General features: G+C 63.1%; 31 protein-coding genes. 27 read left to right on the top strand and 4 right to left on the bottom strand.

Annotated features, from left to right (window positions below; genetic code table 11):
* The first annotated feature begins 144 nt into the window (after positions 1-144).
* The 12 genes from OJI97_RS17305 (at position 145) to OJI97_RS17250 (ending at position 11,768) form a co-directional block, all read left to right on the top strand.
* Positions 145-417, top strand: a complete 273-nt coding sequence (locus OJI97_RS17305; RefSeq protein WP_297665555.1) for an AbrB/MazE/SpoVT family DNA-binding domain-containing protein — start codon at positions 145-147, stop codon at positions 415-417.
* Positions 404-793 (top strand): type II toxin-antitoxin system VapC family toxin, encoded by a 390-nt coding sequence (locus OJI97_RS17300; RefSeq protein ID WP_297665553.1) that lies wholly within the window; start codon positions 404-406, stop codon positions 791-793. The genes OJI97_RS17305 and OJI97_RS17300 overlap by 14 nt, the downstream gene beginning before the upstream one ends.
* Before the next feature lie 731 nt (positions 794-1,524).
* Positions 1,525-2,070 carry an RNA polymerase sigma factor gene (locus OJI97_RS17295; protein ID WP_297665552.1) on the top strand — a complete coding sequence of 182 codons (546 nt, stop codon included), beginning with the start codon at positions 1,525-1,527 and terminating at the stop codon, positions 2,068-2,070.
* Positions 2,067-2,336, top strand: coding sequence for a DUF4880 domain-containing protein (locus OJI97_RS17290; protein ID WP_297665551.1), 270 nt, complete (start codon positions 2,067-2,069; stop codon positions 2,334-2,336). Before OJI97_RS17295 ends, OJI97_RS17290 begins: the two co-directional genes overlap by 4 nt.
* A gap of 42 nt (positions 2,337-2,378) precedes the next feature.
* Positions 2,379-3,422 carry a FecR family protein gene (locus OJI97_RS17285; RefSeq protein ID WP_297665550.1) on the top strand — a complete coding sequence of 348 codons (1,044 nt, stop codon included), beginning with the start codon at positions 2,379-2,381 and terminating at the stop codon, positions 3,420-3,422.
* Positions 3,423-3,628: 206 nt separating this feature from the next.
* Entirely contained in the window at positions 3,629-7,000 is a 3,372-nt protein-coding gene (locus OJI97_RS17280) for a TonB-dependent receptor (protein WP_297665549.1), read from the top strand.
* A 197-nt stretch (positions 7,001-7,197) separates the two neighbouring features.
* On the top strand, positions 7,198-8,055 hold the full coding sequence (locus OJI97_RS17275) for a metal-dependent hydrolase (RefSeq protein ID WP_297665546.1): 858 nt from the start codon (positions 7,198-7,200) through the stop codon (positions 8,053-8,055).
* 80 nt (positions 8,056-8,135) lie between these two features.
* Positions 8,136-8,501 carry a DUF2147 domain-containing protein gene (locus OJI97_RS17270; protein ID WP_297665544.1) on the top strand — a complete coding sequence of 122 codons (366 nt, stop codon included), beginning with the start codon at positions 8,136-8,138 and terminating at the stop codon, positions 8,499-8,501.
* A gap of 192 nt (positions 8,502-8,693) precedes the next feature.
* Positions 8,694-9,443 (top strand): LuxR family transcriptional regulator, encoded by a 750-nt coding sequence (locus OJI97_RS17265; protein WP_297665543.1) that lies wholly within the window; start codon positions 8,694-8,696, stop codon positions 9,441-9,443.
* Between the two features lie 63 nt (positions 9,444-9,506).
* On the top strand, positions 9,507-10,118 hold the full coding sequence (locus tag OJI97_RS17260; RefSeq protein ID WP_297665542.1) for an acyl-homoserine-lactone synthase: 612 nt from the start codon (positions 9,507-9,509) through the stop codon (positions 10,116-10,118).
* 9 nt (positions 10,119-10,127) lie between these two features.
* Positions 10,128-11,009 carry a phytanoyl-CoA dioxygenase family protein gene (locus tag OJI97_RS17255; protein WP_297665540.1) on the top strand — a complete coding sequence of 294 codons (882 nt, stop codon included), beginning with the start codon at positions 10,128-10,130 and terminating at the stop codon, positions 11,007-11,009.
* 12 nt (positions 11,010-11,021) lie between these two features.
* Positions 11,022-11,768, top strand: a complete 747-nt coding sequence (locus OJI97_RS17250; RefSeq protein WP_297665538.1) for a DUF2285 domain-containing protein — start codon at positions 11,022-11,024, stop codon at positions 11,766-11,768.
* 5 nt (positions 11,769-11,773) lie between these two features.
* Here the strand turns inward: OJI97_RS17250 and OJI97_RS17245 are convergent, their stop codons facing one another.
* The gene (locus OJI97_RS17245) at positions 11,774-11,986 is read right to left on the bottom strand and encodes a helix-turn-helix transcriptional regulator (RefSeq protein ID WP_297665536.1); all 213 of its coding nucleotides are present in this window, start codon (positions 11,984-11,986) and stop codon (positions 11,774-11,776) included.
* A 222-nt stretch (positions 11,987-12,208) separates the two neighbouring features.
* On the opposite strand from OJI97_RS17245, the gene OJI97_RS17240 reads away from it, so the two are divergent.
* Genes OJI97_RS17240 through OJI97_RS17230 form a run of 3 tightly spaced genes read left to right on the top strand, consistent with a single transcriptional unit; the run spans position 12,209 to position 13,567 of the window.
* On the top strand, positions 12,209-12,430 hold the full coding sequence (locus OJI97_RS17240) for a helix-turn-helix domain-containing protein (RefSeq protein WP_297665534.1): 222 nt from the start codon (positions 12,209-12,211) through the stop codon (positions 12,428-12,430).
* The gene (locus tag OJI97_RS17235) at positions 12,423-12,953 is read left to right on the top strand and encodes a S26 family signal peptidase (RefSeq protein WP_297665532.1); all 531 of its coding nucleotides are present in this window, start codon (positions 12,423-12,425) and stop codon (positions 12,951-12,953) included. The genes OJI97_RS17240 and OJI97_RS17235 overlap by 8 nt, the downstream gene beginning before the upstream one ends.
* Positions 12,941-13,567, top strand: a complete 627-nt coding sequence (locus OJI97_RS17230) for a lytic transglycosylase domain-containing protein (RefSeq protein ID WP_297665530.1) — start codon at positions 12,941-12,943, stop codon at positions 13,565-13,567. Before OJI97_RS17235 ends, OJI97_RS17230 begins: the two co-directional genes overlap by 13 nt.
* Here OJI97_RS17230 and OJI97_RS17225 read toward each other — a convergent pair.
* Positions 13,520-14,311 carry a hypothetical protein gene (locus tag OJI97_RS17225; protein WP_297665528.1) on the bottom strand — a complete coding sequence of 264 codons (792 nt, stop codon included), beginning with the start codon at positions 14,309-14,311 and terminating at the stop codon, positions 13,520-13,522. The genes OJI97_RS17230 and OJI97_RS17225 overlap by 48 nt on opposite strands.
* 218 nt (positions 14,312-14,529) lie before the next feature.
* Between OJI97_RS17225 and OJI97_RS17220 the strand changes: the two genes are divergently transcribed.
* The 4 genes from OJI97_RS17220 (at position 14,530) to OJI97_RS17205 (ending at position 17,987) form a co-directional block, all read left to right on the top strand.
* Entirely contained in the window at positions 14,530-15,507 is a 978-nt protein-coding gene (locus tag OJI97_RS17220; RefSeq protein ID WP_297665526.1) for a zincin-like metallopeptidase domain-containing protein, read from the top strand.
* Positions 15,504-15,908 carry a DUF2958 domain-containing protein gene (locus tag OJI97_RS17215; protein ID WP_297665524.1) on the top strand — a complete coding sequence of 135 codons (405 nt, stop codon included), beginning with the start codon at positions 15,504-15,506 and terminating at the stop codon, positions 15,906-15,908. Before OJI97_RS17220 ends, OJI97_RS17215 begins: the two co-directional genes overlap by 4 nt.
* 83 nt (positions 15,909-15,991) lie before the next feature.
* Positions 15,992-17,743, top strand: coding sequence for a ParB N-terminal domain-containing protein (locus OJI97_RS17210; protein WP_297665523.1), 1,752 nt, complete (start codon positions 15,992-15,994; stop codon positions 17,741-17,743).
* A gap of 55 nt (positions 17,744-17,798) precedes the next feature.
* Positions 17,799-17,987 carry a hypothetical protein gene (locus OJI97_RS17205; protein ID WP_297665521.1) on the top strand — a complete coding sequence of 63 codons (189 nt, stop codon included), beginning with the start codon at positions 17,799-17,801 and terminating at the stop codon, positions 17,985-17,987.
* A gap of 87 nt (positions 17,988-18,074) precedes the next feature.
* Here OJI97_RS17205 and OJI97_RS17200 read toward each other — a convergent pair whose 3' ends face one another.
* Positions 18,075-18,302: a hypothetical protein gene (locus OJI97_RS17200; protein ID WP_297665519.1), complete on the bottom strand. Its 228-nt coding sequence runs from the start codon at positions 18,300-18,302 to the stop codon at positions 18,075-18,077.
* 359 nt (positions 18,303-18,661) lie between these two features.
* Between OJI97_RS17200 and OJI97_RS17195 the strand changes: the two genes are divergently transcribed.
* The 4 genes from OJI97_RS17195 (at position 18,662) to OJI97_RS17180 (ending at position 22,957) form a co-directional block, all read left to right on the top strand.
* Positions 18,662-18,982 carry a DUF736 family protein gene (locus tag OJI97_RS17195; protein WP_184101424.1) on the top strand — a complete coding sequence of 107 codons (321 nt, stop codon included), beginning with the start codon at positions 18,662-18,664 and terminating at the stop codon, positions 18,980-18,982.
* Between the two features lie 326 nt (positions 18,983-19,308).
* Positions 19,309-19,473: a hypothetical protein gene (locus tag OJI97_RS17190; protein WP_297665518.1), complete on the top strand. Its 165-nt coding sequence runs from the start codon at positions 19,309-19,311 to the stop codon at positions 19,471-19,473.
* Positions 19,474-19,799: 326 nt separating this feature from the next.
* Entirely contained in the window at positions 19,800-21,764 is a 1,965-nt protein-coding gene (gene rlxS, locus OJI97_RS17185) for a relaxase/mobilization nuclease RlxS (protein ID WP_297665516.1), read from the top strand.
* A gap of 377 nt (positions 21,765-22,141) precedes the next feature.
* Positions 22,142-22,957, top strand: coding sequence for a hypothetical protein (locus OJI97_RS17180; RefSeq protein WP_297665514.1), 816 nt, complete (start codon positions 22,142-22,144; stop codon positions 22,955-22,957).
* Between the two features lie 52 nt (positions 22,958-23,009).
* Here OJI97_RS17180 and OJI97_RS17175 read toward each other — a convergent pair whose 3' ends face one another.
* Positions 23,010-23,453, bottom strand: coding sequence for an Rrf2 family transcriptional regulator (locus OJI97_RS17175; RefSeq protein WP_297665512.1), 444 nt, complete (start codon positions 23,451-23,453; stop codon positions 23,010-23,012).
* A gap of 78 nt (positions 23,454-23,531) precedes the next feature.
* Between OJI97_RS17175 and OJI97_RS17170 the strand changes: the two genes are divergently transcribed.
* From OJI97_RS17170 to OJI97_RS17155, 4 genes are all read left to right on the top strand, one after another.
* Positions 23,532-24,461 (top strand): NAD(P)/FAD-dependent oxidoreductase, encoded by a 930-nt coding sequence (locus tag OJI97_RS17170; protein ID WP_297665510.1) that lies wholly within the window; start codon positions 23,532-23,534, stop codon positions 24,459-24,461.
* Positions 24,458-25,147 (top strand): class I SAM-dependent methyltransferase, encoded by a 690-nt coding sequence (locus tag OJI97_RS17165; RefSeq protein ID WP_297665508.1) that lies wholly within the window; start codon positions 24,458-24,460, stop codon positions 25,145-25,147. The genes OJI97_RS17170 and OJI97_RS17165 overlap by 4 nt, the downstream gene beginning before the upstream one ends.
* A 362-nt stretch (positions 25,148-25,509) precedes the next feature.
* Positions 25,510-25,962: a MarR family winged helix-turn-helix transcriptional regulator gene (locus tag OJI97_RS17160; RefSeq protein ID WP_297665506.1), complete on the top strand. Its 453-nt coding sequence runs from the start codon at positions 25,510-25,512 to the stop codon at positions 25,960-25,962.
* A gap of 42 nt (positions 25,963-26,004) precedes the next feature.
* The gene (locus OJI97_RS17155) at positions 26,005-26,406 is read left to right on the top strand and encodes a hypothetical protein (RefSeq protein WP_297665504.1); all 402 of its coding nucleotides are present in this window, start codon (positions 26,005-26,007) and stop codon (positions 26,404-26,406) included.
* Positions 26,407-26,439 lie beyond the last annotated feature (33 nt).

The following is a 26,439-nucleotide window of genomic DNA, read 5'->3' as shown; positions in this document are numbered from 1 at the left end:
TTGGAGGCAAATTCTCTGCTCTAAATATCTCGCAAATTCAAAGCGGCTGATCTTGCCGTCAGATTTGATAGGTAGGAATGCCATGCAGCCCTTGTTCCGGCCCGCCTAAATTGCTATCTTACCTTAATCTTACTGGAGGCCGATATGGGCGTGTTTGAACGGCTAACGACCGTTATTTCTACGAAAGGGCAGGTCATCCTGCCAAAGGCTATTCGTGACATGCGCCATTGGCCTGCCGGAACGCGGTTGTCGGTTGAGGACACGCCTGAGGGCGTTCTCCTGAAACCGGTCCCCCTATTTCCTGAAACTGACATCGATGCGGTGTTTGGCTCTCTGCAACATAGCGGCTCTGCGCTATCGGTCGAAGACATGAACGCAGCGGTGGCACGTGAAGCGAAACGCCGTGCGCGCGATTGATACGAACATCATTGTCCGATTTCTTACGGCGGATGATCACAAGCAATCTCAAGCCGCCCGCGCCGCTGTAAGCGCCGGGGAAATTTTTATCCCGACAACCGTGTTGCTCGAAAGCGAATGGGTGCTGCGAAGCGGCTACGAATTTACTGTCGATCAGATCGCAAAGGGATTGCGTGGCCTGGCCGGCTTGCCGGGGATCACACTGGAGGAACCCATGGCGATCGCACAAGCGTTGACTTGGATGGTCGAGGGTATGGACTTTGCCGATGCGCTTCATCTGGCCAAGTCGCAGCAATGCAACGCCTTTCTGACCTTCGATCGTAAATTGGTAAAGGCCGCAAAGGCGCGCTCGCCAATCACCGTCGAGATGCTCTGATTCGCACCCCGGGGGACGGATCTCCGCTTCCCGATACGCTCCAAGCGGCATAGGCGGCAGGCGGTGCGATCATCGCCGCACCGCTACGCCAACGATATGATGGGTGACGACCCAGAGTCCCAGCGCCGAAATCAGGGTCGCCTGTCGCCAAGCTTAGGTCGATCAGGCGGCCCGGATTTGGACGGTTCGGTCGCGGATGGCATGGGAACGCTAAGGGGGCTGAAACTTCCGATCGCGCTCCTCACCAGATCATCGACCTGCCCGATCACATCTCGCGATTCCAAAAACAGGTCGCGGGCGTGAAGCTGGGCGGAACCGCACTTCGGGCAGGTTCGCCGGACCGGCCCCGCAAGCGGCGTGACGACCCGAACGACTTCCTCGAAACCACAATCGCAGGAGAGGCTGATGTCGAAATCTTCGCTTCTCTGTCCCATGACCCTATGCCTTTCGCAAGACCTACGCCCTGAATTTCAACGACAGTGCGCCGCAGAAAGCTGGTCTGTCAGGGAACTTGAACGCACCAGACCGGCGTGTTCGATGCTGCTATCATAACTCAACCCCCGGCTTGGGTCAAAGTCCCGCCAAATCGCCCCCGCCGAGGCTCGAAACATCTGAAACGCTGGCCTTTTGTCGACTGTGGTATTGGCCGGCCCCGCTCTCCACGACGCCATCACAACCTATCTTGCACCCGTCCGGATTGTGAATCATCCTCGCGCGCGAGGGTGAGGGACATGGTGAGACGGCATCAACGAATCGAGTATAGCGAGCAGGACAAGGCCGTTCTGGAACGCCTCGACCGCAAGTTTCGGCGCTCGCTGCTGACCTATTTCGGACGCCGGACGAGCGACTTTTGCGACCTGGAGGATATGGTTCAGGACGTGTTCGTCCGCCTGATCAAGCGCGGCAATGCGTCCGAACTGGAGCGCGCCAACATCAGCGCCTATGTGTTCGAGACGGCAAGCAGCGTTCTGACAGACCATCTGCGAAAGAAGATTACCCGCCGCGCGCATCTTTACGAACCATTCGATCAAAATCGACATGGCGAGGAGGATTTTTCGCCGGAGCACGTTCTTATATACCGGCAGCAACTCGAATTTACGTCTGCGATGCTGCTCGAATTGCCGGAAGAGACGCGGGCGATATTCCTGCTCAGACGCGTGGAAGGGATGAAGGTGAAGGATGTGGCCGCGCGTATGGGAATTTCCGTGACCTCGGTAGAGCGGCACATGCGGGTTGCCGTTTGGCACGTCATGCAACGAAGCGGCAGTGAACAGTGACCCGCGATTCAGCGACGGAGCGGGAAAAGAAGGCGCGCAACGATGCCGCCACCCTCTGGTATATCCGCATCGAACTGGCCGACGATCCGGTCGGTGCCGATCAGATGGAAGCGTTTGAGTCATGGAAAGCGGAACACCCCGATAATGCCAAGGAATTTGAACTCGTGAAGGACGCGCAGCGCCCATTCGACAACCTGCTATTCCGGTTTCTGGTCAAAGACCGCCTTAAGGCATCGCTTGCCGCCAAATCCGACCCGAAGGATTGACCGCAGCCCATGAACACGCCCCGCCCTCTGTCTGTTCGCGGCATGACGCCGGATGAAGCCGCCGCCGCGTGGATCGTGCGCGTCGAGGACGGTCCGCTCAGCGCCGCGGATCAATGCGCTTTCGACGAATGGAAAGTCGAATCTCCCGCGAATGTGGCCGCCTATGAGCGCGCCGAAGCAGCGTGGAATCTTTACGAAAATCCGCCAAGCGATCCGGTAATGGACGCCATGCGCGCGTCCGCGCTCGCCATTCGGCCGAAGCCGCGTCGCGGCTTATGGGCTGGCGTTGGCGTCGGGCTCGCCGCCTCGCTACTCGCCGCCGTGGCGCTCGGCACCGGCCTGCTGTCATTCGGGCCGCAGGCCGACGCGCCCCAGCTCGCCGCCCAGTCCGCGCCAACCGCCGCCGCGCCCAAAGCACCCGACGCGGGCGAGTTTGCCACCGCCAAGGGCGAGCGCCGCACCGTTCGCCTCGCCGACGGAACGTCCGTCACCCTCAACACCGACAGCGCGATCCGCGTCGGCTATGTCGCCGAACGCCGGCTGGTCCGCTTGCTGCGGGGACAGGCGCTTTTCGAGGTCGCCAAAGACCCGCACCGACCCTTCGTCGTTCAGGCCGGCACGAACCAGGTCACGGCGCTCGGCACCGTGTTCGAGGTCCGGCTGGACGCCAACCGCATGCAGGTCACGCTGGTCGAAGGCAAAGTGGTCGTCGATGAGCCCGATGACCAATCCGCCGATAGTTCGGCCGTCATGGTGCCGACCGTCCTCACTCCCGGCCAAACGCTGGTCGCAGCCGAGGGCATCAAGCCCGTGCTGGCCAAGGTGGACGTCGCTCAGGCCCTTCGCTGGCGCGATGGTTTTGTCGAGTTCAGCGACACGTCGCTCGCCGATGCGGTTGCTGAAATGAACCGCTATTCGGGCAAGCAGATCGTCGTGCAGGGACCAGCCGCCGGCAATCTGCGCGTCAGCGGCGTGTTCCGCACCGGCAATCCCGAACGCTTCGCCGCGATCGTCGGCGAACTGTTGCCCGTCCGCCAGCGCGACCTTTCCGACGGCCGCGTCGAATTGAGCGCCGAAGGCCGCTAGACTAGCATCGACGCCGCAAGGCCTTCGCCCCTTCGTTCGGGGCTTCGCAAATTTTTTTTTCAGCAAGTTTGACGCTACGTCACCGCTGCTTTTTGGTGTCATGCACCCCGCTTTTTGGCAATTCGGGTGAAGGGTTTTTGCGCGAACCACGTTCTGATGTTCGACGCCGTCAAGCGGCGCGGAACCATTACATGGGGGAGGCAAGCATGAAATTCGCAGCACGCACCGCTGTTTCGTTCAAGGCGGCGATGTTCTTGGGAGTGGCGTCCATCGCGGTCGTCGCGGCCAGTCCGGCGCAGGCCCAATCGGCCGAGGCGAAGCAGCTCGACATTCCGGCGCAGTCCCTCGCAAACACGCTGACGCAGATCGGTCGGCAGACCGGCAGCGAGGTGGTGTTTCAGCCCGCCGACGTGCGCGGCCACAAGGCGCCCGCCGTTCGCGGCGTGCTGACGGCCGACCAGGCGCTCGACGCCGCCTTGCGCGGCAGTGGCCTGACCGCGCGGCGCACCGCGCAGGGGGCGTTCGTCATCGAGCGCGCGGCGGTCGCGCAGGACGACCAAGCGAATAACGCTGGCTATACGGCCAACGAAATCGTCGTCACCGCACAAAAGCGGGTGGAATCGGCGCAGGACGTGCCGATCGCCATTTCGGCCTTCAACGAACAGGCGCTACAGGAACAGAAGATCGAGGGCGGTTTCGACCTGCTGAAGGCGATCCCCAACGTCACTTTCTCCAAAGGCAATTTCACCAGCTATAATTTCTCGATCCGCGGTGTGGGCACCAAGGCGGTGTCGGCGACGACCGACCCCGGCGTGGCGGTCGCGTTCAACAACAGCACGTTGATCCACAATCGCCTGTTCGAGCAGGAATATCTCGACGTCGAACGGGTGGAGGTGCTGCGCGGACCGCAGGGCACGCTTTATGGGCGTAACGCTACCAGTGGCGTCATCAATATCATTTCACGGCGTCCCAAGCTCGGCGTGTTCGAAGGCTCGATCAAGGGCGAGGTCGGTAATTACGATACCCGGCGGATGAGCGCGACGCTCAACGTCCCGCTGATCGATGATGTGCTGGCGTTAAGGCTGGCCGGATCGATGACCGCCCGCGATGGCTTCGATTACAACAGCATCACCAAGAACCGGGTCAACGGACGCGATCTATGGTCCGGGCGGGTCAGCGCGCGGTTCGAGCCATCGGACAATTTTCGCGCGAATTTCGTGTGGGAGCGTTTCAGTGAGGACGACAATCGCTCGCGCACGGGCAAGCAGCTTTGCCACCGCGACGATGGGCCGACGCATGTCGGTTCGGTCGATCTTGCCGACAATGTGAACGTTTTTACAGGCGTCGAGCTGAGGAGGGCGCTGTTTGGGCAGGGCTGTAAGCCGGGGAGCCTTTATGACGATGCAGCCTTCGGTACGCCGAACGGTTTGTCGTACAGCTTCATCCTTGGAACCATCGCTTTGAAGGACCTTGTGACTGGAATTGGTTCCCTGCCAGGCGTCCCCGGCTTCCAGAGTTTGCTCAAACCGACCGATCCCTATGGTGGGATGATGCAGTCGCGAAATCTGCGCGAGATCGCCTCGGTTCGCGATCCCGTTTATCGAGCGGGGGCCGATCTTTTTGAAATCAATTTGGAATATGACATCACGCCGTCGCTGACATTCACCTCGCAAACGGTCTTCAATAATGACAAAAGCTATTCGTTTCAGGACTATAACCGCTTCAATAGCCTTCCTGCGTTCAATGATACATCCGCACTAGTGAGCGGATCTGGGCCCAGCAGATTTGCCAAGCTCGCTCCAGGCGGTATTTTTTGCGATCCGCAGATTGGTTGTTCTGATACAATTGCTGGATTCGATATAAGTTCATCTAATTCTAAGCAATTTAATCAAGAGTTTAGGATTCAATCTTCCTTTGAAGGCCCATTTAACTTTAGCTTAGGAGGAAATTATACAAAATTCAGGACATTAAATGAATATTACGTCATGTTCAATTTGTTGACGGCAATGTCGTGGAGTCCGCCATTTTATTCTAACCCTACAGCGGTTGGAGCGACTTGGGATCCCAGTATTTGTTATGCCGCAGCCTATTTTGGTTCGGCTTCTGGCGTTCCTATCGACGATCCACTAGCGGAGTGCCCCTATGTTGACCCCAATCCGGTGGAAAGCATCAACGGCGAAGGGCATAATTATTTTCGATCCAGCAATCCGTACAAATTGCAATCCAAGGCATTGTTCGGAGAGGCCTATTGGAATATCCGCGATAATTTGAAACTGACGGCCGGCCTACGTTATACGCAGGATCGAAAAACCCTCCGCATTATACCGTCCCAGACTTTGCAGGGCCGGTCGCTAACGTCTGGCGGTCTGGTATCTAAGGGCTATCCCGAAGAGGCGCCGATCCGGCAGAAATGGGGTGAGTTCACCGGGCGGTTCGGTCTTGATTGGAAGCCGAATCTCGGTTTTACCGACGAAACCTTATTGTACGGCTTCTACTCGCGGGGCTATAAGGCGGGTGGCGCCAATCCGCCGCAGCCGAGGTTCGCGACGGCGGCAGAAACCCGGCAGGATATGCTTGATGCGGGCATCCCCGAGGCGACTGTCGATATATATACAAATTTTTTCGACACCCTGCCTGTGCTGCAACTGACAGCAGTCGAATATGGTCCGACGTTTGAGCCCGAGTTCGTAAACGCCTTTGAAATCGGAATGAAGAACAGCCTGATGAACGGCAAGTTGTCGCTCAATCTGACGGGCTTTTATTATGATTATAAGGACTATCAGGTATCGCAGATCCGCGACCGGACGGCGGTGAATGAGAATTTTGACGCCGAAACCTGGGGCCTAGAACTAGAATCCGTGTTCGCACCCACCTCAAACCTGAAAATCAACTTCAATATGGGTTATTTGAACACGCGAATTGCTAACGGCGAAACGTCGATCGACATTATGAACCGCACGCAGGGCGATCCGAATTACACGCTGGTAAAACCGTGGATGCAGCTACCGTCCAATTGCGTCGTTCCGACTCATGTTGTTGAATCCTGGGCGAATTTGAACTCCGGCCTCCAAGGCTATTGGGGCATGTGTGGTGGCCTCAAGGGCTTGACCGAGGCGTTCGCTGGTTCCCGGGTGCCGGACCCGAAGTTTGGCGGGACGCGATACAATCCAATGAACTATCCGGAAATCAACGGCGGGGCCGGAATCCGCGCGGATCTGGGCGGCAATGAATTGCCCAACGCCCCGCACTGGACAGCCAATTTCGGCATCCAGAACACATGGTCAGTGTCCGACGATTGGGATGTCACGCTGCGCGGAGATGCCTATTGGCAGGGCAAGAGCTGGGCGCGCGTCTATAATTATGCGCCCTACGATCGGCTGCGCGACTGGACCAACTTCAACCTGTCGCTCCGCGTCGATGGCCCCGAGAACCTGACGTTCGAGGCCTACGTGAAGAATGTCTTCAACAAGTCGCCGATCACCGACGCCTTCCTGAACTCGGACGACACGGGGTTGACGACCAACGTCTTCACCCTCGATCCGCGCATCATCGGGTTCAGCATCGCGAAGAAATTCTAAGTCCTCTCCACTGGGGAACCAACTCGGGCCGATGCCAAGCTTGCTCCCGGGCAAGCATCGGCCCGGCTTTTTGGACCTGACTTTCGACGCGATGCTCTCACTCGCACTCTCTCCCGGAGAGAAACTGGCCGTCGCCCGGTTCCTTCCCCGGCGCCGTGCGACTGCCCATTTCCCCTTATCGCGGAAAGGAGATGATGATGACCGACACGACGCAAACCCCGGCCGGCCTCGTCATCGAAAAGCGCAACTGGAAATTCGGCCGCGATATGCAGCCGCGCCGCTGGTGGCACGGCGGGGATGCTGGTCGCACCGCTTTCTACAATGCCCTGTCCTCGACCTTCCCGGTCGGCGAGAAATTCTTCATGTCGGCCGTGCGTCATTACCGCGACGGCGCGCCCGAACCGCTTCGCGAGCAGATCGACGATTTCATTTTCCAGGAATCGACCCACTCGCGCGAGCATATCTTCTTCAACCGGCAGGCGCGCGATGCCGGTTACGACCTGGCCTCAGCCGAGGACCGCGCCGCTCGGACGATCGCCTGGGCGAAACGGCGCTTGCCGCTCATGCAACTCGCCGCGACCTGCGCGCTCGAACATTTCACTGCATTACTGGCGAACGCCGTCCTCTCCGATCCGGCGCACCTCGCCGGCGCCGACATCGAGGCGCAGCGCATGTGGCGCTGGCACGCCATCGAGGAGATCGAGCATAAGGCGGTCGCGTATGACACCTGGCTTCACGCGACCCGCTCCACGCCGCGCTGGATGAGCTGGTCGCTACGCTCGCTTGCCATGCTGAGCGCGGCGGTGCGCTTTCATTGGGTCGTCTTCCGCAATACCCGCGACCTGCTGCAGCAGGACGGGTGCAACGATCGTGCGACGTGGCGGCGGCTGCTGGCGTGGCTCTACGATTATCCCGGCCCGATGCGATTGCTCGCGCGCGGCATCCTCGACTATCTCCGCCCCGGCTTTCATCCGTGGCAACACGACGACCGTGCGCTGGCGAAGCGTGCCCTCGCATCGCTCACCCCGCCGCTCATCACCCCCCTGCCGCGGTGATTGGCATCATGCGGGAAGCCATATCCATCACACTATTCTTTGCGGTCGTCTCGGGAGGGGGAACGGCCGCGGCTTCGCAGGTGAGCGACGCCATCACCGGCCTATGGTCAACCGGAAGCCAACAGGGGCGCGTCGAGATTTACCGTTGCGGTCCCTCACTATGCGGGAAGATTGTCGACGCCGCTCCCCTGCGTGCCAATCCCGATCAACGCGACGGGAAGAACCCCGATCCCGCGCTGCGATCCCGCCGATTGAAGGGACTGGTCGTGTTGCAGGGGTTCAGGGGCGGCCCGCACCAATGGAAGGGCGGCCCGCTCTACGATCCCGAAACGGGCGATGGCGCAGCAACGGGCAGTCTGACCCTGCGCGCTGACGACAAGCTGGAGGTGAAGGGTTGCAAGGCGGCCATCTTCTGCCGAACGAAAATCTGGACGCGCGCGCGATGATATTGGCGTACGCTTCCCATAGCGGGCTTGCAGCCGAGCGGCGCGGTGCGGCGATTCCGCCGCCCGCGCATGAAGGATGGGCGCGCTAGGGGCGATCCCGAACCGATCGGCTGAACCACCGATCCGCTTCATTTTGTGGAATATATTCAGCGCCATCGGTCGGCATGTCCGAGACGATCGCGACCCTCTGCCATGTCGCTCGACCGGCTGATCGAACAGCACCGGATGCGGGTGCGCGCCGCTCAAAACGGCCCCGCCATCTTCGGTCCCACGCTCGATGCCGTTCGCGAACTGGGATTCAACCGCGCCGCGATTGTCCATGCCCAATGGTTCGTTCGGCCCAGACAGAATCTCCTCTTCCTCCACAATTTCGACGAATGGGGCGATATCTTCGTGGCGCGGGGATATTATCGCCATGATCCTGCGCTGCTGACTTCGCAGCGGACCCACCGCCCCTTCACCTGGACCGAGATGCGCGAGGAGATGCCGCCCGGCCCCATGCCGGCCCGCATCCTGAGCGAAGCCGGCCGTCACGGCCTTCGCGTCGGCCTCACCGTTCCCGTCTCGGTTCCCGGAGAGCCCGCCGGCTGCTGCACCTTCGCGACCGATGCGAGCGAACTGCCGCCCCCGTCGTTCTGCCGCGCAGCGGCATGGATCGCCGACGAGGCGTTTTACGCAGCTCGGCGGCTGCACGGCTATCCCGTGCCGATCGAGGCAACCGAGGTTCCGCATGTCAGCGCGCGTCTCCTCGAATGTTTGCACTGGGCTGTCATTGGCAGGACCGACGCGCAAATTGCGATCATCATGGGTCTCAAGATCACGACCGTCCGTTCCTACATGCGCGACCTGCGCCAAATGTTCGGGGTGTGCAGCCGCGTGGAACTCGCACGCGCCGCGCAGCGCGCCGGATTCATCGGCCTCGACGACACAATCCCCTATTAGTGACGCTTACGCGCGCGGGTTCGGTTTGCTCCCTTGAATCAACAATCAAGGGAGTAAAGGTTCATGATCCATATCCGCCACGGTTGTTCGCTCACCGATCCGCTCGCCGCCTCGATGTTCCGCGACCGCAAGGAGCAATTCGTCGACCAGCTGGGCTGGGACGTTCCCGTCGTCGCCGGCCAATATGAAATCGACCAATATGACGGTGGCGACGCCCATTATCTGATCATCGCCGACGCGAACGGGGAACATGCCGGGTCAATGCGGTTGCTGCCGACGATCCGCCCTCACCTGCTCGCCGATCACTTCGCGGGCCTCTGCGATGGCGAGATCCCATGCGGCCCGCACGTCATGGAGATCACCCGGCTCTGCCTGCCGTCGCGGCTCGGGCGCGATGGGCGTCGCGCTGTCCGCAACCGGCTGATTTCGGCGATGGTCGATCATGCCCTCGACAATGGAGTCTGGGTTCTCACCGGCGTCGTCACCGCGGTCTTTCGCGAAACCATCCTGGCGATGGGCTGGCGCGCCGCGCCGCTCGGCCCCGCGCGGAGCCATCAGGGCAGTTCCATCGGTGCCTTCCGTCTCGACCTCGATCCCGACACGCCGGCGCTGCTCGCCGCGACCGGCATCTATGTGCCCGACACGACCGCGTTCGTCGCGGCCGAACCGGCTTGAGGGAGAGCGATGATGACGCACGATCCCGCCCGCTGCGCCGCGATGCTGCTCGCCGACGGCTATTGCACTATCGAGGATGTCCTTCCGCCCGATACCGTCGTCGCCCTCGAGACCGAGTTGGCGCCACGGTTCGAGACGACGCCGTTTTGCGAAGGCGGCTTCTATGGCGCGCGCACCAAGCGGTTCGGCGCGCTTCTGCGCCGCTCGCGCCACGCTGCCATGCTCGTTCAGAATCCGCTGATCCGCACTATCGCCGATACGATCCTCGGCGCATGGTGTGACCGCATCCTGCTCAACCTGACGCAGGCGGTCGAAATCCATCCCGGCGCGCTCGCGCAGGCGCCGCACCGCGATCAGGATTTATGGGGCGGCGACAAGACCGGCATCGACTATCAGCTCAACGTCATCTGGCCGATCGACCCGTTCACCGCCGATAATGGCGCTACGCGGCTCTGGCCCGGAAGCCACCGCGACGAAAGGGTCGATCCCGTTTCGGTGGCCCCGCTCGTCGCGGAGATGGATCCGGGGTCGGCGCTGCTGTTTCTTGGCTCGATCGTCCACGGCGCCGGCGCCAATGCGTCGAACGCGGTGCGGCGCGCGGTGATCGTGAGCTACTGCCTCGGCTGGCTACGGACCTTCGAGAATCAATATCTTGTCTATCCGCCCGAGGTTGCGCGGCACTTCGATCCCGACCTCGCGGCGCTCGTCGGCTACGCCCAGCACCGTCCCAATCTCGGCAATGTCGAGGGGCAATGTCCGTCGGTGCTGCTCGGCGATCCCGCCATAGACGGGCTCGCCGCGATCGACGCGCTGCGGCCCGAACAGGCCGAAGCCATCGCCGATTATCTCGCCGAGCAGGAGGCCGCCCGCGCGGGCCTCTTGGGCGGATAGCGAGGCGACCCCATGTCCGCCGGTCGGCTCGTCGCCGACTGGCGCGACCCGGCGGCCTATGACTGGCTCGACGACTGCGGCCGTCACGCCTTCGCCTGGGAATGGCTGCGGCGGCAGCCCGATTTTCAAGCTGCCATCGAAAATGAAGCTGGCGGCCCGGCGGCGCGTTTCGGACTTCGCAATCGTCCGACCTTTGTGGCCGATGCCCGTACCGCCCACCCGATCTGGACGACCGAGGCCGATCCCTTCCTCCTCACCGCGTCCGCGCAACCCTGCGCGCCAGGCGAGAGCAATTTCGATCTGTCGCGCGTACGGGAAGATATCGCGATGGCAGCAAGCTCCGAAGGTGAGCATTGGCTGTTCGGCACCGCCGCAAGGGCGCTGCGTCTCGACATTCGTTCCGGCAGTCTGCGCGGCGGTCCCGTCGCGCTCACCGTGCATGTTGCGCGGCTCGATGTGCCCGCAATCGTCGCGCTCGCTCGCCTGATCGCGCTTGCCCGCGATGGCCGCTGGCGGCGCAGTCACTTTCCGGCCGAGCGGCGCGCAAACCGCTGGAGCCAGATTCTTCGCGTCCACGATGCACTATTGGCTGGCGCCAGCCAGCGCGACATCGCCGATGCGCTGTTCGGAACCGCGGGGATCGCCAACTGGCGCATCAATGCCGCGCCGTGGCGGCGACGCAGCCAGCGCCTCGTCGAAGCGGCTCGGCGCGCCGCAGCGTCGAAGCCCGCCGACTGGCTGAGCGGCGCCTTTCCCTGAAGCTGCTATTTACCGAGCCGCTTTCGGACCGTCTCGGCGATGCCGGGTTTGAGCAACTCGTCGATGCTGACCTGAAAAGCCGCGGCGATCTTCTCGATCATATCGACCGACGCCGCATATTTTCGATGCTCGACAAAGCTCACATAGCTGCGGTCGATTTCCGCGATGCCCGCGAGATCCTCCTGCGTCATATCGTGGAGGTCACGCAGCTCCTTCATATTGGCTGCAAGTATCTCTCGGCCTCGGCGCTCCATGCCCCCATGACCAAGGCCAATTGGCCCTCAACTCTATAGAGTATTCACCACAAATCTTGGATGAAGGCGGCTGAGGCGCGATTTGATGGCCTGGCCCGAAAATGAAGGGGACCGATTGCGGGCCTCTGCGGACCCGCCGTGTCGCGTTAGCCCGTCCGCCGAACCATATGGGAGGAGCGGGAAACGATGTCGGCCGATGCAAAGCGAATGGGACCGTCGGGGCGCCCCTATCTCAACACCGCGCAGGCGGCCCATTATCTCGGCATCGGCGCCCGCAAATTGCAGCGGCTGCGCGCCAGCGGCGAGGGGCCGCGTTTCCGTCGCCACGGCCGCTTGATCTATTATCATCCGGGCGACCTCGAAAGCTGGTCGCGCGGCACGGCCGAACCGGGCGGCCGCCATGGGTGAGCGCGAACGCATGCACCCCAGGCGGTTGCTCGGTTGGAGCCTCGCGCTCGGCGGCCTCGCGGGCGCGCTCGCTACGACGCTACTGATCGAGCCGCGTCCGCGCCTGGTGTGGAACGCCAGCGCCAGCGCGCCGGTCGGCCTCTATGCGGTCGGCGACGGTGCGGCGCTGGCGCGCGGCGACATGGTGATCGCGCGCGTTCCGATCGCGTTTCGGATGCTGGCGGCGCGACGCCACTATCTTCCCGCCAATGTGCCGCTGGTGAAGCGTGTTGCCGCCGCGTCGGGAGACAAGGTCTGCGCCGCCGGCGCGCGTGTTACGGTCAACGGGCGACTCGCCGCGCGCCGCCTCGATCGCGATGGCGCCGGGCGGCCGATGCCGGGGTGGTCGGGCTGCGCTTTGCTCGGCGACGGTGAATTTTTCCTGCTGATGGCGGATAGTCCCGCGTCGTTCGACGGGCGCTATTTCGGTGTGAGCGAGGCCAGCGATATTGTCGGCAAGGCGCGGCTCCTATGGTCGCGCTGAAGATCGCGCTCGCCGCGCTCGCGCTGCTCGCGGCGGTGCCCGCCAAGGCCGAATCGCTCGATCGCTGGCAGCCCTATATCGCCGAGGCGTCGGCGCGCTTCGGCGTCCCGGTCGACTGGATCGAGCGCGTGATGCGCGCGGAGAGCGGTGGGCGCACGACGCTGGACGGCCGCCCGATCGTCAGCCGCGCCGGGGCGATGGGATTGATGCAGCTCATGCCGGAGACATGGGCGGACATGCGCGCGCGGCTCGGCTTGGGGTATGATCCCCATGCGCCGCGCGACAATATACTGGCGGGAACCTATTATCTACGGCTCATGTACGATCGCTTCGGCTATCCGGGGCTGTTCGGCGCTTATAATGCCGGGCCGGGTCGCTATGCCGCCTTTGCGACAAAGGGCCGTCCGCTACCGCCGGAGACACGCGCCTATGTGGCAGCCCTCACCGGCTCGGCTGGACCCGTGGCTGTGCCGTCGAGCAGGGCGTTCGCTAGGTCTCGGCAACAATATGCCATTTTCTTTTCCACGAAATCGCAGGAAATCGGGCGCGACGATCGCGGTTCGGAATCATCGCCGCTGTTCGTGCGGCTCAGAGTCGCGGTCGATCGTCCCTGAAGACGCGTCCTGGCTGGGGTCGACGTTCGCGAGCATGGCCTCGATTTCGTTCAGGACGCGCCGGCAACCGTCGGGACGCGATAGCAGGTCGCGAGTCAGCTCGGTCCGGTCGCACGCCAGCATGTCGCCGAGCGTCGCATAATCGGTCTGCGCGAGCAGCTTGCGTGTGCGGCGGCTGAACGGTGTCGCGGCGACCCCGAGCGCCGGTGTGATCGCTTCGGGCCAGGGCGGCGGTGCATCGGCGCGCTGCCGGACCGCATCGGCATGGATCTGCAACGCGCGGGACTGCGAGATGCCCTCACGTTCACCAATCGCGCGGAATGTCAGACCGGCCTCGCGCAGGGCGAACACCCGTTCGCGGCGTATTGCGACCGCGCTCGCTGGCTCCGATGGACGCATAGGACATCTCTCCGTCTTCCTTCGGTCGATGCGAGCATAACCGCCAATCGCGACATTCTCAAATCGCCGGCGCGAACGGTCGATCGGCGAGAAAGCGCGAAAGCGCGAAAGCGATGAGGGTGCCGGGGACGCCGCCCGATGGTTGAGGAAATGCTGGGCGGTCTTGCGGGCGCCTCGCGCCTGCGGCGCGACCGCGCTCAGCTTCGCTAGGCGCCCGTCGGTGCGCCAAGCGAAGGCGGGGCCGCGCTGCGCGCGTCCCGCCCCGTTCGGGCTATGATCGCTGGCGCATGGCCGGCGCTGCGCTCCGGCCTGTCGTCGCCGCGCGGGTCCGCGCGGCGGCGTCATTTCGGGGCCCTCCCTCCGTCGTGGAGGTGAGCGGCGCGCCCTTCTGGGCGCGGCCCGGCCTCCCGCAAGCCGGCCCTACGGGACCGGCTCCTCCACCTGCGTTCCGGCCCTTCGGGTGCGGGCTGCCTCCTGACCGCGCCCGGTAGGTCGCAAGTCGCCGCCCACCCCCACGCCGGGGGAGGCCCATGCGGGTTGGGGGTGGCTCTTGGAGGACAGCCATGCGCCAGACCGGCAAACGCCGCGCGCGCCGCGGGGATGGAGGGGCGAAGGCCCCCGCCGAGCGCGCCAATCTCTACGATGACGTGACCCGCCGCATCATTTCCGAACTCGAGGCGGGCCGCTTTCCTTGGGTCCAGCCTTGGGGGCGCCCCGGCAGCGAGGGCGGCGGCGCTGGTCCCGGCCTTCCGCGCAATGCGCTGACCGGGCGCAGCTATTCGGGCGTCAATGTCCTCATATTATGGGGCGCGGTGATCGAACAGGGCTGGCCGTCACAATCGTGGCTGACCTTCCGGCAGGCGCTGCAAGCGGGCGGCACTGTCCGCAAGGGCGAGTGCGGCACCACCGTCGTCTATGCCGACCGCTTCACCCCCGAGGCCGAAAAGGAACGCGCGCGCCAGACCGGCGATGATGCCAAGAGCATCGCCTTCCTCAAACGCTTCACCCTGTTCAACGTCGCACAATGCGAAGGGCTGCGCTCCGGCCTCGCCGCCGACCCCGCACCGCTTCCTGACCGCGAGATCGTGCCGTTAGCCGAAGCCGTCATTGCCGCGTCGGGCGTCGATTTCCGTATCGGGGGCGACAAGGCGTTTTACGTCCCGAGCGAGGATTATGTGCAGGTGCCGCCGCAGCCCGCCTTCTTCGAGCAGATCAATTATTACCGCACCGCGCTCCACGAACTGTGTCACGCCAGCGGCCATGTCTCGCGGCTGAATCGCAAATTGCTCAATGTCTTTGGCAGCAAGGAGTATGCCCGCGAGGAACTGGTTGCCGAAATGGGCAGTGCCTTCCTTTGCGCCGCGCTCGGCATCGTTCCGACCGTGCGCCACGCTGATTATCTGGCGTCGTGGCTCGCCGTGCTGCGCGAGGATAATCGCGCGATCTTTCGCGCCGCGAGCCAAGCGAGCAAAGCCGCCGACTGGCTGCTCGCACGTCATGTCGAGGTGCAAGGCCGCCAAGACGGGAGGGCGGCGGCATGATGCTCCTGACCCCCGATCTTCACGCGGCGTTGCGCGCCAATGATGTCGCCGCCGCCAAGCTGGAGAATTTCGACCCCGTTCCGGTGGTCAAATTCTTCAACCCCGTCGGCGCGGCGACATGGCTGGCGACCGAACTTGCCGAGGACGGCGACACGCTTCGCGGTCTTGCCGACCTAGGGTTCGGTTGCCCCGAACTCGGCACCTTCAGCCTGTCCGAACTGGCGAGCGCGCGGCTTCCGTTCGGTCTCGGCATCGAGCGCGACCCGAATTTCCACAGCGGTCACCCGCTTTCGACATGGGCAGGATGGGCGCGCCGCACCGGATCGATCAGCACCGCCGAAACCTTGCTGCGTAGCCTTGCGCGCGCAGCGAACGACGAGACTCCGCCGATGGGCGGATAACGCGCGGCGCGTTTCGCCGCAATCCGTAAGCCGGTCCGCCATCCCGAGAAGAACAACGGACCGGCGCTCATAGGAGCCGACCAATGAAACTCCAATTTATCGACCTTGGCAAGCTGTCGATCAGCAAGGCCAATATGCGCTACGCGAAGAAAGCACCCGACGTGTCGGATATCTTGCCGACCATTCGCGCGCGCGGCGTTCTCGTGCCGCTGATCGTCCGCCCGAATTGCGGTCCTGATGCCTATGAAATCGTCGCGGGCGCGCGGCGCTTCACTGCCGCCAAGATCGTCGCCGACGTGCGCGGCGACGGCGCCGCCGCCCCCCTGCCCTGCGCCATCTTGGAGGATGGCGACGATGCCGCCGCGATCGAGGCGTCGCTGATCGAGAATATCGCGCGGCTCGCGCCCGACGAGGTCACCCGCTGGGAAAGTTTCACCCGGCTCGTCAAGGAAGGCCGCGAGATCGCCGATATTTCGGCGACCTTCGGCATCCCCGAACAGGGGGTGAAACGCATCCTCGCGCTCGGCAATTTGTTGCCGCGCGTCCGCAACCTCTACCGCGACGAGGCGATCAACGCCGCGACCGTCCGCCATCTGACCTTGGCGAGCAAGAGCCAGCAAAAAGCATGGCTCGCGCTCCATGACGACCCCGACGCTTACTGTCCGACCGGCCATCAGTTGAAGCAATGGCTGTTCGGCGGTGCGTCGATCAAGGTCGATCATGCGCTGTTCGATGTCGAGGCCAGCGGGCTTGCGGTTGTCGCCGACCTGTTCGGCGAGGACCGCTATTTCGCCGACGCCGATGCGTTCTGGACAGCGCAGGAAGCGGTGATCGAGAACCGCCGCGATGCCTATCTTGACGAAGGATGGGGCGATGTCGTCATCGTGCCGCGCGGTCAATATTTCTCGCCATGGGAGCATCGCAAAGCGTCGAAGCGCAAGGGTGGGCGCATCTATATCGAGGTGCGCGACAATGGCGAAATCACCTTCCACGAGGGCTATGTGACCGCAAAGGAGGCCGCGCGCCTCGAACGCGGCGAGGCGATCGACAGCGGCCCCAAAGTGCCGCGCCCCGAAATCACCGGCGCGATGCAGACCTATATCGACCTGCATCGCCACGCCGCCGTCCGCGCCGCGTTGACCGGCCATCCCAAGGTTGCGCTGCGCTTGGTGGTCGCCCACGCCATCAGCGGGTCGTACCTGTGGCGGGTGAAGCCCGAGCCGCAGACCTGCCGCAACGAAGCGGCGCGCGAAAGTGTCGAAACCTGCGCGGCCGAAGCCGCGTTCGACGCCAAGCGTCGCGCGGTGCTCGATTTGCTCGGCTTCTCGCCCGAGGAGCCGACCGTCACCGGCGGCAATGGCGACGACTTCGGCCTTGCGGGCCTGTTCCTGCGCTTGCTCGACCTTCCCGACCGCGCGGTGATGGACGTGATCGTCATCGTGATCGGCGAAACGCTCGAAAGCGGCAGCGCCGCCGTCGAAGCGGTGGGGACTGAGATCGGCGTCGATATGGGCCGTTACTGGCAAGCCGACGATGCCTTTTTCGAGCTTATTCGCGACAAGGAGGTGCTGACCCGCATCGTCGCCGAGGTCGCGGGCGAAGAGATCGCGACCGCCAATGCGAAGGAGCCGGGCAAGGTCTTGAAGCGCATCGTTCGCGATCATCTGGACGGTGCGAACGGGCGGCCCAAGGTCGAGGCATGGGTGCCGAAATGGATGGTCTTCCCGCCGTCCGCTTACACCCAGCGGGGCGGCATCAGCACTGTCACGGCTGCTGAATTGGTCGCGGCGGCGCGCGCCGAGAGCGGACCGAAGACCGAGCCGCTCGCGGCCTGACCCTCATAAGGATGGCGGCACGTCCGCCATCCTTTCCTTTCTAATGGAGGGCATCATGGCTCCCGAGCGTCCGCATTATGTGCTGGAACAGCAATATCCACATCTTGAACTGCGCGGCACAGACTGGTCGCCTTACGGCATCTATCGCTCGTTCGACCGCGCGCGGGAAAAGGCGGCGCGGCTGAACAGGCCATGCCGGATCACCCAATATCTTGTCGTCTGGCGGTCGGTTCCGATCCGCTAGCGCGGCGGCTTAACTTCAATTTATGCCGCGCGGCGCTCCGCTGCCGCGCGGCTTTTTTCTGGGCGCCCAAGATGCCTCGTCTGACGCCTATTTGGCGCGATGGCGGGTCACCGTCCGGCCGTTCCCGCATAAAGTGCAGATATCGCGTGTGCGTTCGAAACCGCGCGTTCCGCCGAGCGCGCGGGTGACGACATCGGCCTGCGCCGGAATCGACAGGCCCAGCCGATCGGTCACGCAGCCTTCGCACACCCCTGCGCCGTCCAGCCGCACGATCAGCCGTTCGATCTGCCCCGCTATCGTTGTTCCGCCCGTCATTGCGTCGGCCCTGTAGGCGCGGCTCGCCGCGCGCGAAAGCCGGGATGCGATGCCGAAGCCGTGTCGCCAGACGCACTCGCCCGCCATCGCGGGCATGGCTTCTTCGCCGGCTGCTCCGGCCCGGTGCCGGCTCTTGGGCGCAGACCTGGAACGACCGCGCGCGCCGCGAAACCATCGCGCGGACCTGATTTCCCCGCGCCGCCAAGGCGGCGCTCCTCGCGGCCGCTTCGCTTCAAATCAGCCCCGCGTCTCCGGTCCTCCGCTTCGCTGCGGCCTGCGGTTCGCGGCGCGCGCGGCCGTCCCTTCGGTCCGCCCATCGCCCGGCACCGGGTCGGGCGAGCTTGAGAAGGAGTAAGGAAATGCCTGCAATCGGCCATGTGCAGCGCCAGGACGACGGATCGTTCCGGGGCGCGTTGAAGACGCTTTCGGTCAACGCCGAGATCGTCATTCTTCCCAACCGCGGCAAGACCGGCGACCAGCCCGATTACCGCATCCTGTCGAGCGGCGTCGAGCTCGGCGGTGGCTGGGTTCGCACCGGCGAGGTGAGCTGCCGCGAATATATCCGGCTCGCCATGTCGGCCCCCGAACTCGGCGGCCGCACTCTCTACGCCAACCTCGGGCGTGCTGCCGGGCAGGATGATGACGACGCTTTCGCCATCATCTGGAACCCCGGCGACTGAGCCGAGCCGAGCCGCCCCGCGCCGGTCATCCGGCGCGGGGCTATTCTTTGCCTTTTCCACGCGGTCTCGGGAACAAAATCATCGCCGGGAGCCATCCGGGAGGGTGGAGATCCGCTCAGTCGGATCCAGCATCCGGCGGCGAACGGGCTGCGTCAAGGATCGACGGTGCCCCCAATTTTGCCGCCGTCTCCGCTGCGCTTCGCTCCACTCCGCCGCCAACAAAATCGGCACCCCCATCGCCCGCTTCGCGGCCGCTTCGCGGTCCTGGACCCAGCCCGCCCGCCGCCGGGCGAGGCCTCATCTTTCGCAAGATGAGGAGATGAAACATGTCGATCGAACAGCAAATAGAGGAGCTGCGCGCGGAGCTTTCATGGTGCGATGACGCAGCCGAACGGCGCCAAATCGAAGCCGAATTGCGCGCCGCCGAAAGGCAAGGAAAGCGGCGCGAGCGGGAGCAGCATCAAGTCGAACAGGCGAGCCGGCACAGGTGATTGGTAGTTTTCGGGAGCAGCGCCGGCGGGCGTCGCTCCCCCCCTTTTTGATCGCAGGGATGACGGGAACGACGGGTGGAGGGAGAGGATCGGCGCACGGCAAGATAGAAATAGTGTCTCGCACTCCCGCGACCCACCATTAAGCCTTTGTCTGCACATCGTTTTTTCTGAACGGCCGCGAGACCCGCAATCGCGCCGCGAGACAGGGTAGAATAACTCGCGCTTTTCTGCGGCTTTCAGCGGAAAATCGTGAGACTCCTTGCCTTGGCGCGCGAAAGCGCCACTTTCGCGGTGGGGAGCGTCATTCCAGACCGGAAGGACGCCATATGCGCGACGATGAATTTGAACCGCACCTCGGCCGGATGCGCGGCCGCGGTAAAGAAACCCCATATCTGAACAAGGTTGTGAAGGCGGCAAAGCGCGCCGGGATGAAAACCGGCAAGCGCGGTCGCTTCGACGGCAGCCGGATCGGCCGCGGTGCCAGCGTCGCGCGCGTGCTGCGATCGCGCGATCGGTTTGGCGGCTTCCGGTCACGTCGCGTCATCGTCAAGATGCGCCCTGTGAAGCTCGCTGGAAAGGGCGTCGGCGGCGCCCGCGCCCACCTCAGCTATATCCAACGCGACGGCGTGACCCGCGAGGGCCAGCCCGGCGAGCTTTATTCGGCCGACAGGGACACGGCCGACGGAAAGGCGTTTCTCGAAAGGTCGGGCGGCGACCGGCATCAATTCCGTTTCATCGTGTCGGCCGAGGACGGCGACCAATATCCCGACCTCAAGCCTTTCGTTCGCCGCTTGATGACACAGATGGAGCAGGATCTGGAAACGAAACTCGACTGGGTGGCGGTCGATCATTTCAACACCGGCCACCCCCACACCCATGTCGTGCTGCGCGGCAAGACTGATCGCGGCGATGACCTCATCATCGCGCGCGAATATATTTCGCATGGGTTTCGCGAACGCGCCATCGACATTGTAAACCTCGATCTTGGGCCGCGCACCGATCTGGAGATCGAGGAGCGGCTACGCAGCGATGTGAACGCCGAACGGCTGACTGCGATCGACCGGCGATTGATCCGTGACATGGACGCGGCGCGGCTGGTCAGCGCGAGCGACCAGGACCCCTTCCAGCAATCGCTTCGTATCGGCCGCTTGCAGAAACTCGCCCGCATGAATTTGGCGACCCATCTCGGCGGTGAAGGCTGGCAACTCGAGCCCGACCTCGCGAACACGCTGCGCCGGATTGGCGAGCGCGGCGATGTCATCCGCACCATGCAGCGCGAATTGACGGCGCGGAATCTTGAACGCGCGGCTGCCGATCGCGTCATCTATGATCCCACTATCGCAGGAGCGGCGCCGATCGTCGGCCGCGTCATCATGCGTGGCCTCGCCGACGAACATCATGACCGCCATTATCTGTTGATCGACGGCATCGACGGACGCACCCATTATGCCGAAATCGGCAAGGGCGAAGTGGTCGAGCCGATCCCCGACCAGGCCATCGTCCAGATCGCCCCTCGCGGCGACGGCGTTCGTCCCGTCGATCGCATGATTGTCGAGGTCGCGACCGCCAACGGCGGACGCTATACGATCGACGCGCATTTGCGGCACGATCCGACCGCCACCGAGCGTTTCGCCGAAACCCATGTCCGCAGGCTCGAAGCCATGAGGCGTTCGACGGGCAGTGTCGAACGCGAGCCCGATGGAAGCTGGATCATCACGCCGGACCATTTGGACAAGGTGGAAAAGTTCGCGGCGCGTCAGATCCGCGACCGTCCCGTCACCATCGAAACCCTTTCGGCCGTGCCGCTCGACAATCTGCCGGGGGCTGAGGCCGCAACCTGGCTGGACCGGGAGTTAGTCGCCGATCGTCCGACGCCGCTTCGCGATGCGGGCTTCGGGCGCGAGGTTCGCGCCGCGCAGACCTTGCGGCGGCAATGGTTGGTTGCCGAGCAGCTTGGGGAAGAACAGGATGGGCGCACCGTCTATCGGCGTCATATGCTTGCGTCCCTGCAGCGCCGCGAGCTGCTGCGGGTTGCCGACCAGCTATCGGGCGAGGTCGGAAAGCCGTTCGTGGAAGCGAAGCCGCAAGAGCCGATTCAGGGCCGGCTGGTTCGCGGTGTCGATATGGCGAGCGGACGTCATGCGCTGGTCGAGCGATCGCGCGACTTCACGCTGGTTCCGTGGCGCCCGGTGATGGAGCGCCATATCGGCAAGAGCGTATCGGGCATCATGCGCGAGGGTGGAGTTAGCTGGACTTTCGGTCGGCAACGCAGCGGGCCGAATATTTCGTGACCGAACTCGAACAATCTGGCCGTTCGCGGAGTGGCAGGTTTCGAGGAGGCGGAAAGCTATGACTGCTACATGCAGGTTCCACAGCTGCGGCAGATCTGGATGAATAGGTTGCGAGCTACACGAAGAGAGGTTTCACCAGAGCCGCTGATGCGTACCATAGTTGGCGCCCCGCCGCTCGCCAAAACAAGGAGATCGTGGCCTGCTTGTGCGGGGCAGGCCCAGCTCGCCCCCTCATAAACCCAAATGCCCGATCAGGTCCAAAATTCGACACCTGGACCAACAGATCGGCGCGGGGCACTATTCCCGCCCAGCGCTACCCAATCTTACTCGTTCGCGAGAACTTCCCGCGAACGGATTCGTCCAGAGGAGTCCGGATCATGATCCGTCCCATATTGTCTTTCGCCATCGGCATCGCAGCCCTTCCCACGCTCACGATGCCCGCGCCTGCGTCCGCCCAGGACATGATCAACAACCTGCCCGACTATACCAGCGCATGGGTCATGGGTGACCTCATGCAGCGGCGGGGCCGGGATAGTGGCGACACAGCCGATAGCAAGACGAACCGGAAGCCTGATCCGCAGGCGATTCTGGCCAGACAGGCGACCTACACGCCGTCGGCCGCCGTCAGAACGAAGGTCGACAGCGCATTCGCCAGCTATCTTGCCGGTCGGCGGCCCGCGTCGGCCCCTGTGCTCCTGCGCGCCCTGGCCGCAGACAGCCCGCCCGGATCGGCTTTCACACGCCTTCTTGCAGCCGAACTGGGTAACAGCGAAGATGCGATCCGCCGCCAGCTCCAGCAAGGGCAGTTGCAGGGCGACTACGGGCGCTGGCTAACCACGATGGGGTATTCGGATCGTAATCTGTTCGATGTGAACACGGCCTTCCTGATGCATAGCTGGTCGATCGCAAACGGCGGCGTCACAACCCGTTATCCCAAGATCACCTTCCGCACCGTTCGAGACGACCTCATGGAGCACCAGGATCCCGGACGGATGGCGGGGCGCAGCAACACGCTGAAGCAGGAAGAAGCACAGAGCTTCGCATTGTTCACCGCGCTGCTCGTCTCGGCGTGGGAGAATGCCGACACGCGCGAGCGCGCGGTCCTCAGCAGCGGGGTTGCGAAACTGGGTAAACGCATCGGCATCGACTACAGACAGGTTCGCTTGTCGGCCGAAGGCTTCGCATTCAGATGACTGTTCGGTTGTCGCACATGTTTCGGACTCAAGCCTTCAGGCCGCCGCGGTCTCAATGTCGACCTTTAGCATGCACTTGAACCGGCACCTGATCGGACGGAGCAATTTGATCGAGCGTGATCTCGCCAAACCGTCTCACAAACAACGCCGTCGCCTCGGCCATGGTGTCCTCCACCACGGCATTCACATTCTTCTCGACCAGGCAGTCGGAATGCCGGCTGCGATTCCCAATGGAAAACAGGTTTGGGCAATCGAGCGCCTGATAGACGGTCAGCAGCGTAATCGTTCTTAATGGACGGGACAGGCGCCACCCCCCGCCGTGCCCCTTCTCTGACCTGACGAGGCCCGCCTCGCGCAGCCCCGCCATGGTACGGCGGAAGACGGCCGGATTGGTCCCCATGCTGCGCGCAAGCACCTCGGATGTGAGCGGCGTATCGACCCGATCCATGTGCAGTAGGACATGGAGAACGTCGGAGAGGCGGGTATCTTTGTTCATTGAAGGGACCTGCGAGAAGCTGGGCGAGCATTACCCCAGTTGACGTATCATTACAAGATACGTATCTTATGATGATACATGATCGGCGCAGGGCGGGAGAATGCAGTGCAATATGATGCAATCATCGTCGGCGGCAGCTTCGCCGGATTGTCCGCCGCGCTGTACCTTGGCCGAGCGCGGCGGTCGGTTTGCGTGCTCGACACGCGCATGCCACGTAACCGCTTTGCCGACGCCTCGCATGGCCAGTTCGCGCAGGACGGCAACGATCCTCAGGCAATGCTCGCAACCATGCGCGCGCAGGTCGCCGCTTATCCGACGGTGCACTTCGTAGAGACGCAGGCGGTCGATGCCGCGCGCGACCGCGAGGCGTTTGCCGTTGCCCTGGCAAACAGCAATGTAGTGAGGGGGACAGCGATTCTGCTGGCCTTCGGCATCATCGATATACTGCCCGATCTGCCGGGACTCGCCGAGCGGTGGGGACGTTCGGTAATCCACTGTCCTTATTGCCATGGCTATGAATTCAGCGACCGGCGCCTGGGGGTGCTCAATTTGTCGCCCATGTCGGTGCACCAGGCGATGCTGATCCCCCAATGGGGACCCACGACCTTCTTTCTGAACGGGGGAACGATCGATCCCGAGACCACGGCCCAACTCGAGCGCCGCGGCGTGGCGATTGAACCCGCACTCGTCCGGGGACTGGTCGGCGAAGGCGTGCATCTGTCTGCGATCCAGTTGGCCGGCGGTCGCGAGCAGCCGCTCGACGCGCTCTATATCGGACCACCTTATCGGTTCAGCAGCGACCTCGCCGAGCGTCTGGGCTGCGCGATCGAGGACGGAATGCTCGGCCCAACCCTTACCGTGGACGAGATGAAGGCGACTGACATCGGCGGCGTTTATGCCGCAGGCGACATCACCCGCACAGGCCATACGGTCTCCTTCGCCTGCGCGGACGGCGTCATGGCCGCCCTCGCCATCCACCGTTTACTGATTTTTGGAGCACCTACATGACACCTGACAAACCTTCGCCGTTCGCGGACGCCACCGCCATCGCATCCTACACACAGGAAACGCCGCGCAAAGTTCCCGGCCTTTCCGATCTCCATCGCATGACAATGCTGTTGCTGGCGGAGCAAGCCGTGGGACCAGCGCAGATTCTGGTCGTCGGTGCTGGCGGCGGTATGGAAACGCTGGCGCTGGCGGAGGCGCAGCCCGGTTGGCGCTTCACCGGTGTCGATCCTTCCGCGGCGATGCTCGACCTCGCTTCCGGTACGTTGGCCTCGGCAGCCGAGCGCGTGACATTGATCGAAGGGACAGTCGATCAGGCGCCAGACGGTCCTTTCGACGGCGCGACGTGTATCCTGACCCTGCACCACATCGATCGGGATACACGTTTGCATACCCTTCGGGAGATCCGCCGTCGCCTCAAGCCCGGGGGACGCCTCGTGATCGCTGGCCATTCGGCGCCCGGTCCCGATCCCGCCCGTTGGATGACTCGCTCCGTCGCGTTTGGCGACCACAGCGGGATCGACTGGGAGAAGGCTGCCGCTACCGGCCGCATGATGGCTGAACGCCTGCCGCTGCTCACGCCAGCCGAGGAGGTAGATTTGTTGCTGGAGGCTGGCTTTGTCGACGTAGCGCTGTTTTACGCCGCATTTTCCTTCCGGGGCTGGGTTGCGACCGCCGATCCAGATTGAATTTGCCAGGCTGTGTCACTGGCGCCGCAAATTGGAGGTCACCCTCGCCCCATCAGATCTTCACGAGCCATTGCATCAGCTTGCGAAACGCCGCCGACAGGCTGTCGCTGCGATACTCGCGCGGCGCCTCGCCCAGCGCGCAAGGTGCATTCTGAAGCCCCGGGATCAACGGGACATAGCTCTCACCGCGACAGCCAAGCGACATACGACTGATATAGGCGCAGAGCCGTCGGTGGTCCCCGACCCATTCGCGCATTCGCGCCACGGGATTCCTACCGGGAGACTTACGATTATCCTTGGTGAAATAAGGTTGACTAGGAAACTATATTGATTACGTTGCTGGTGAACGAATCGGAGTATCCGTGGCTATCGTCTCTGACCTCACCGCCCATACGGGCTATATGCTGCGGATGGTGTCAAATGCCGTCTCGCAGGAATTCGCCCGTGCCGTGGCGGATGAAGGCGTGACCGTGGCTGAGTGGGTGATGCTGCGCTCACTCTATGACAACTCGGCTGTCGCGCCTTCTGCTCTGGCCAGCAAAATGGGCATGACCAGAGGCGCGATCAGCAAGCTTGCCGACCGATTACTGGAGAAGGAGCTAATTGAACGCACCGGCAATCCTGATGACAAACGCGGACACAGACTTTCCCTGTCGGACGCGGGCGTCGAAAAGGTGCCGGTGCTTGCCCGGCTTGCCGACGAGAACGACGCCGCCTTTTTTGCCGTTCTGAGTCGTAAAGAGCATGAGGGGCTGCGCAGGTTGCTGCACGCGCTGATCGATAAACATAGGCTGTCAGGCATACCTGTCGACTGACCCTGTTCTCTCGACATCATCATTGAAGAAAGGAACCTGCGCATGGACGCGGAACGGATTGCTGTTGCCAAAGCGTGTCTCAATGCCGCGCATGACGGGAGCCTGAGTTTTCCCGAAATCATTGGCAAACTCGTCAGTGCAGGTTTCGAGGGCTATGCGGTCGATTATCGCCGCAATGTCCAACTGTATTATCTGCCGGATGGCGACAACATTGAACTCGGCATGCCGCATTCGATCGTACCGGTGGCGGCGCCGTTCGATAGTGCCGGCGTGGAAGTGCTCGTGCGCTGGGCACAGGCCAACGGTCCCGACTATAGCTATGCTATCTTCTGCGAGAAGGCGAAGGCCGCGGGCTGCGCCGGCTATCTCGTCTCGTTCATCGGTCGCCGGGTGGTTTATTATGGTCGCACCGCCGAGACGCATGTCGAACTGTTTCCGCAATAAATCTCACGGAAATCATGGCCTCCTCGGCATGAT

Origin of the sequence: Sphingopyxis sp. (assembly GCF_025869345.1) — a bacterium.
GTDB lineage: Bacteria > Pseudomonadota > Alphaproteobacteria > Sphingomonadales > Sphingomonadaceae > Sphingopyxis.
This window is presented reverse-complemented; position numbering and strand designations above follow the sequence as displayed.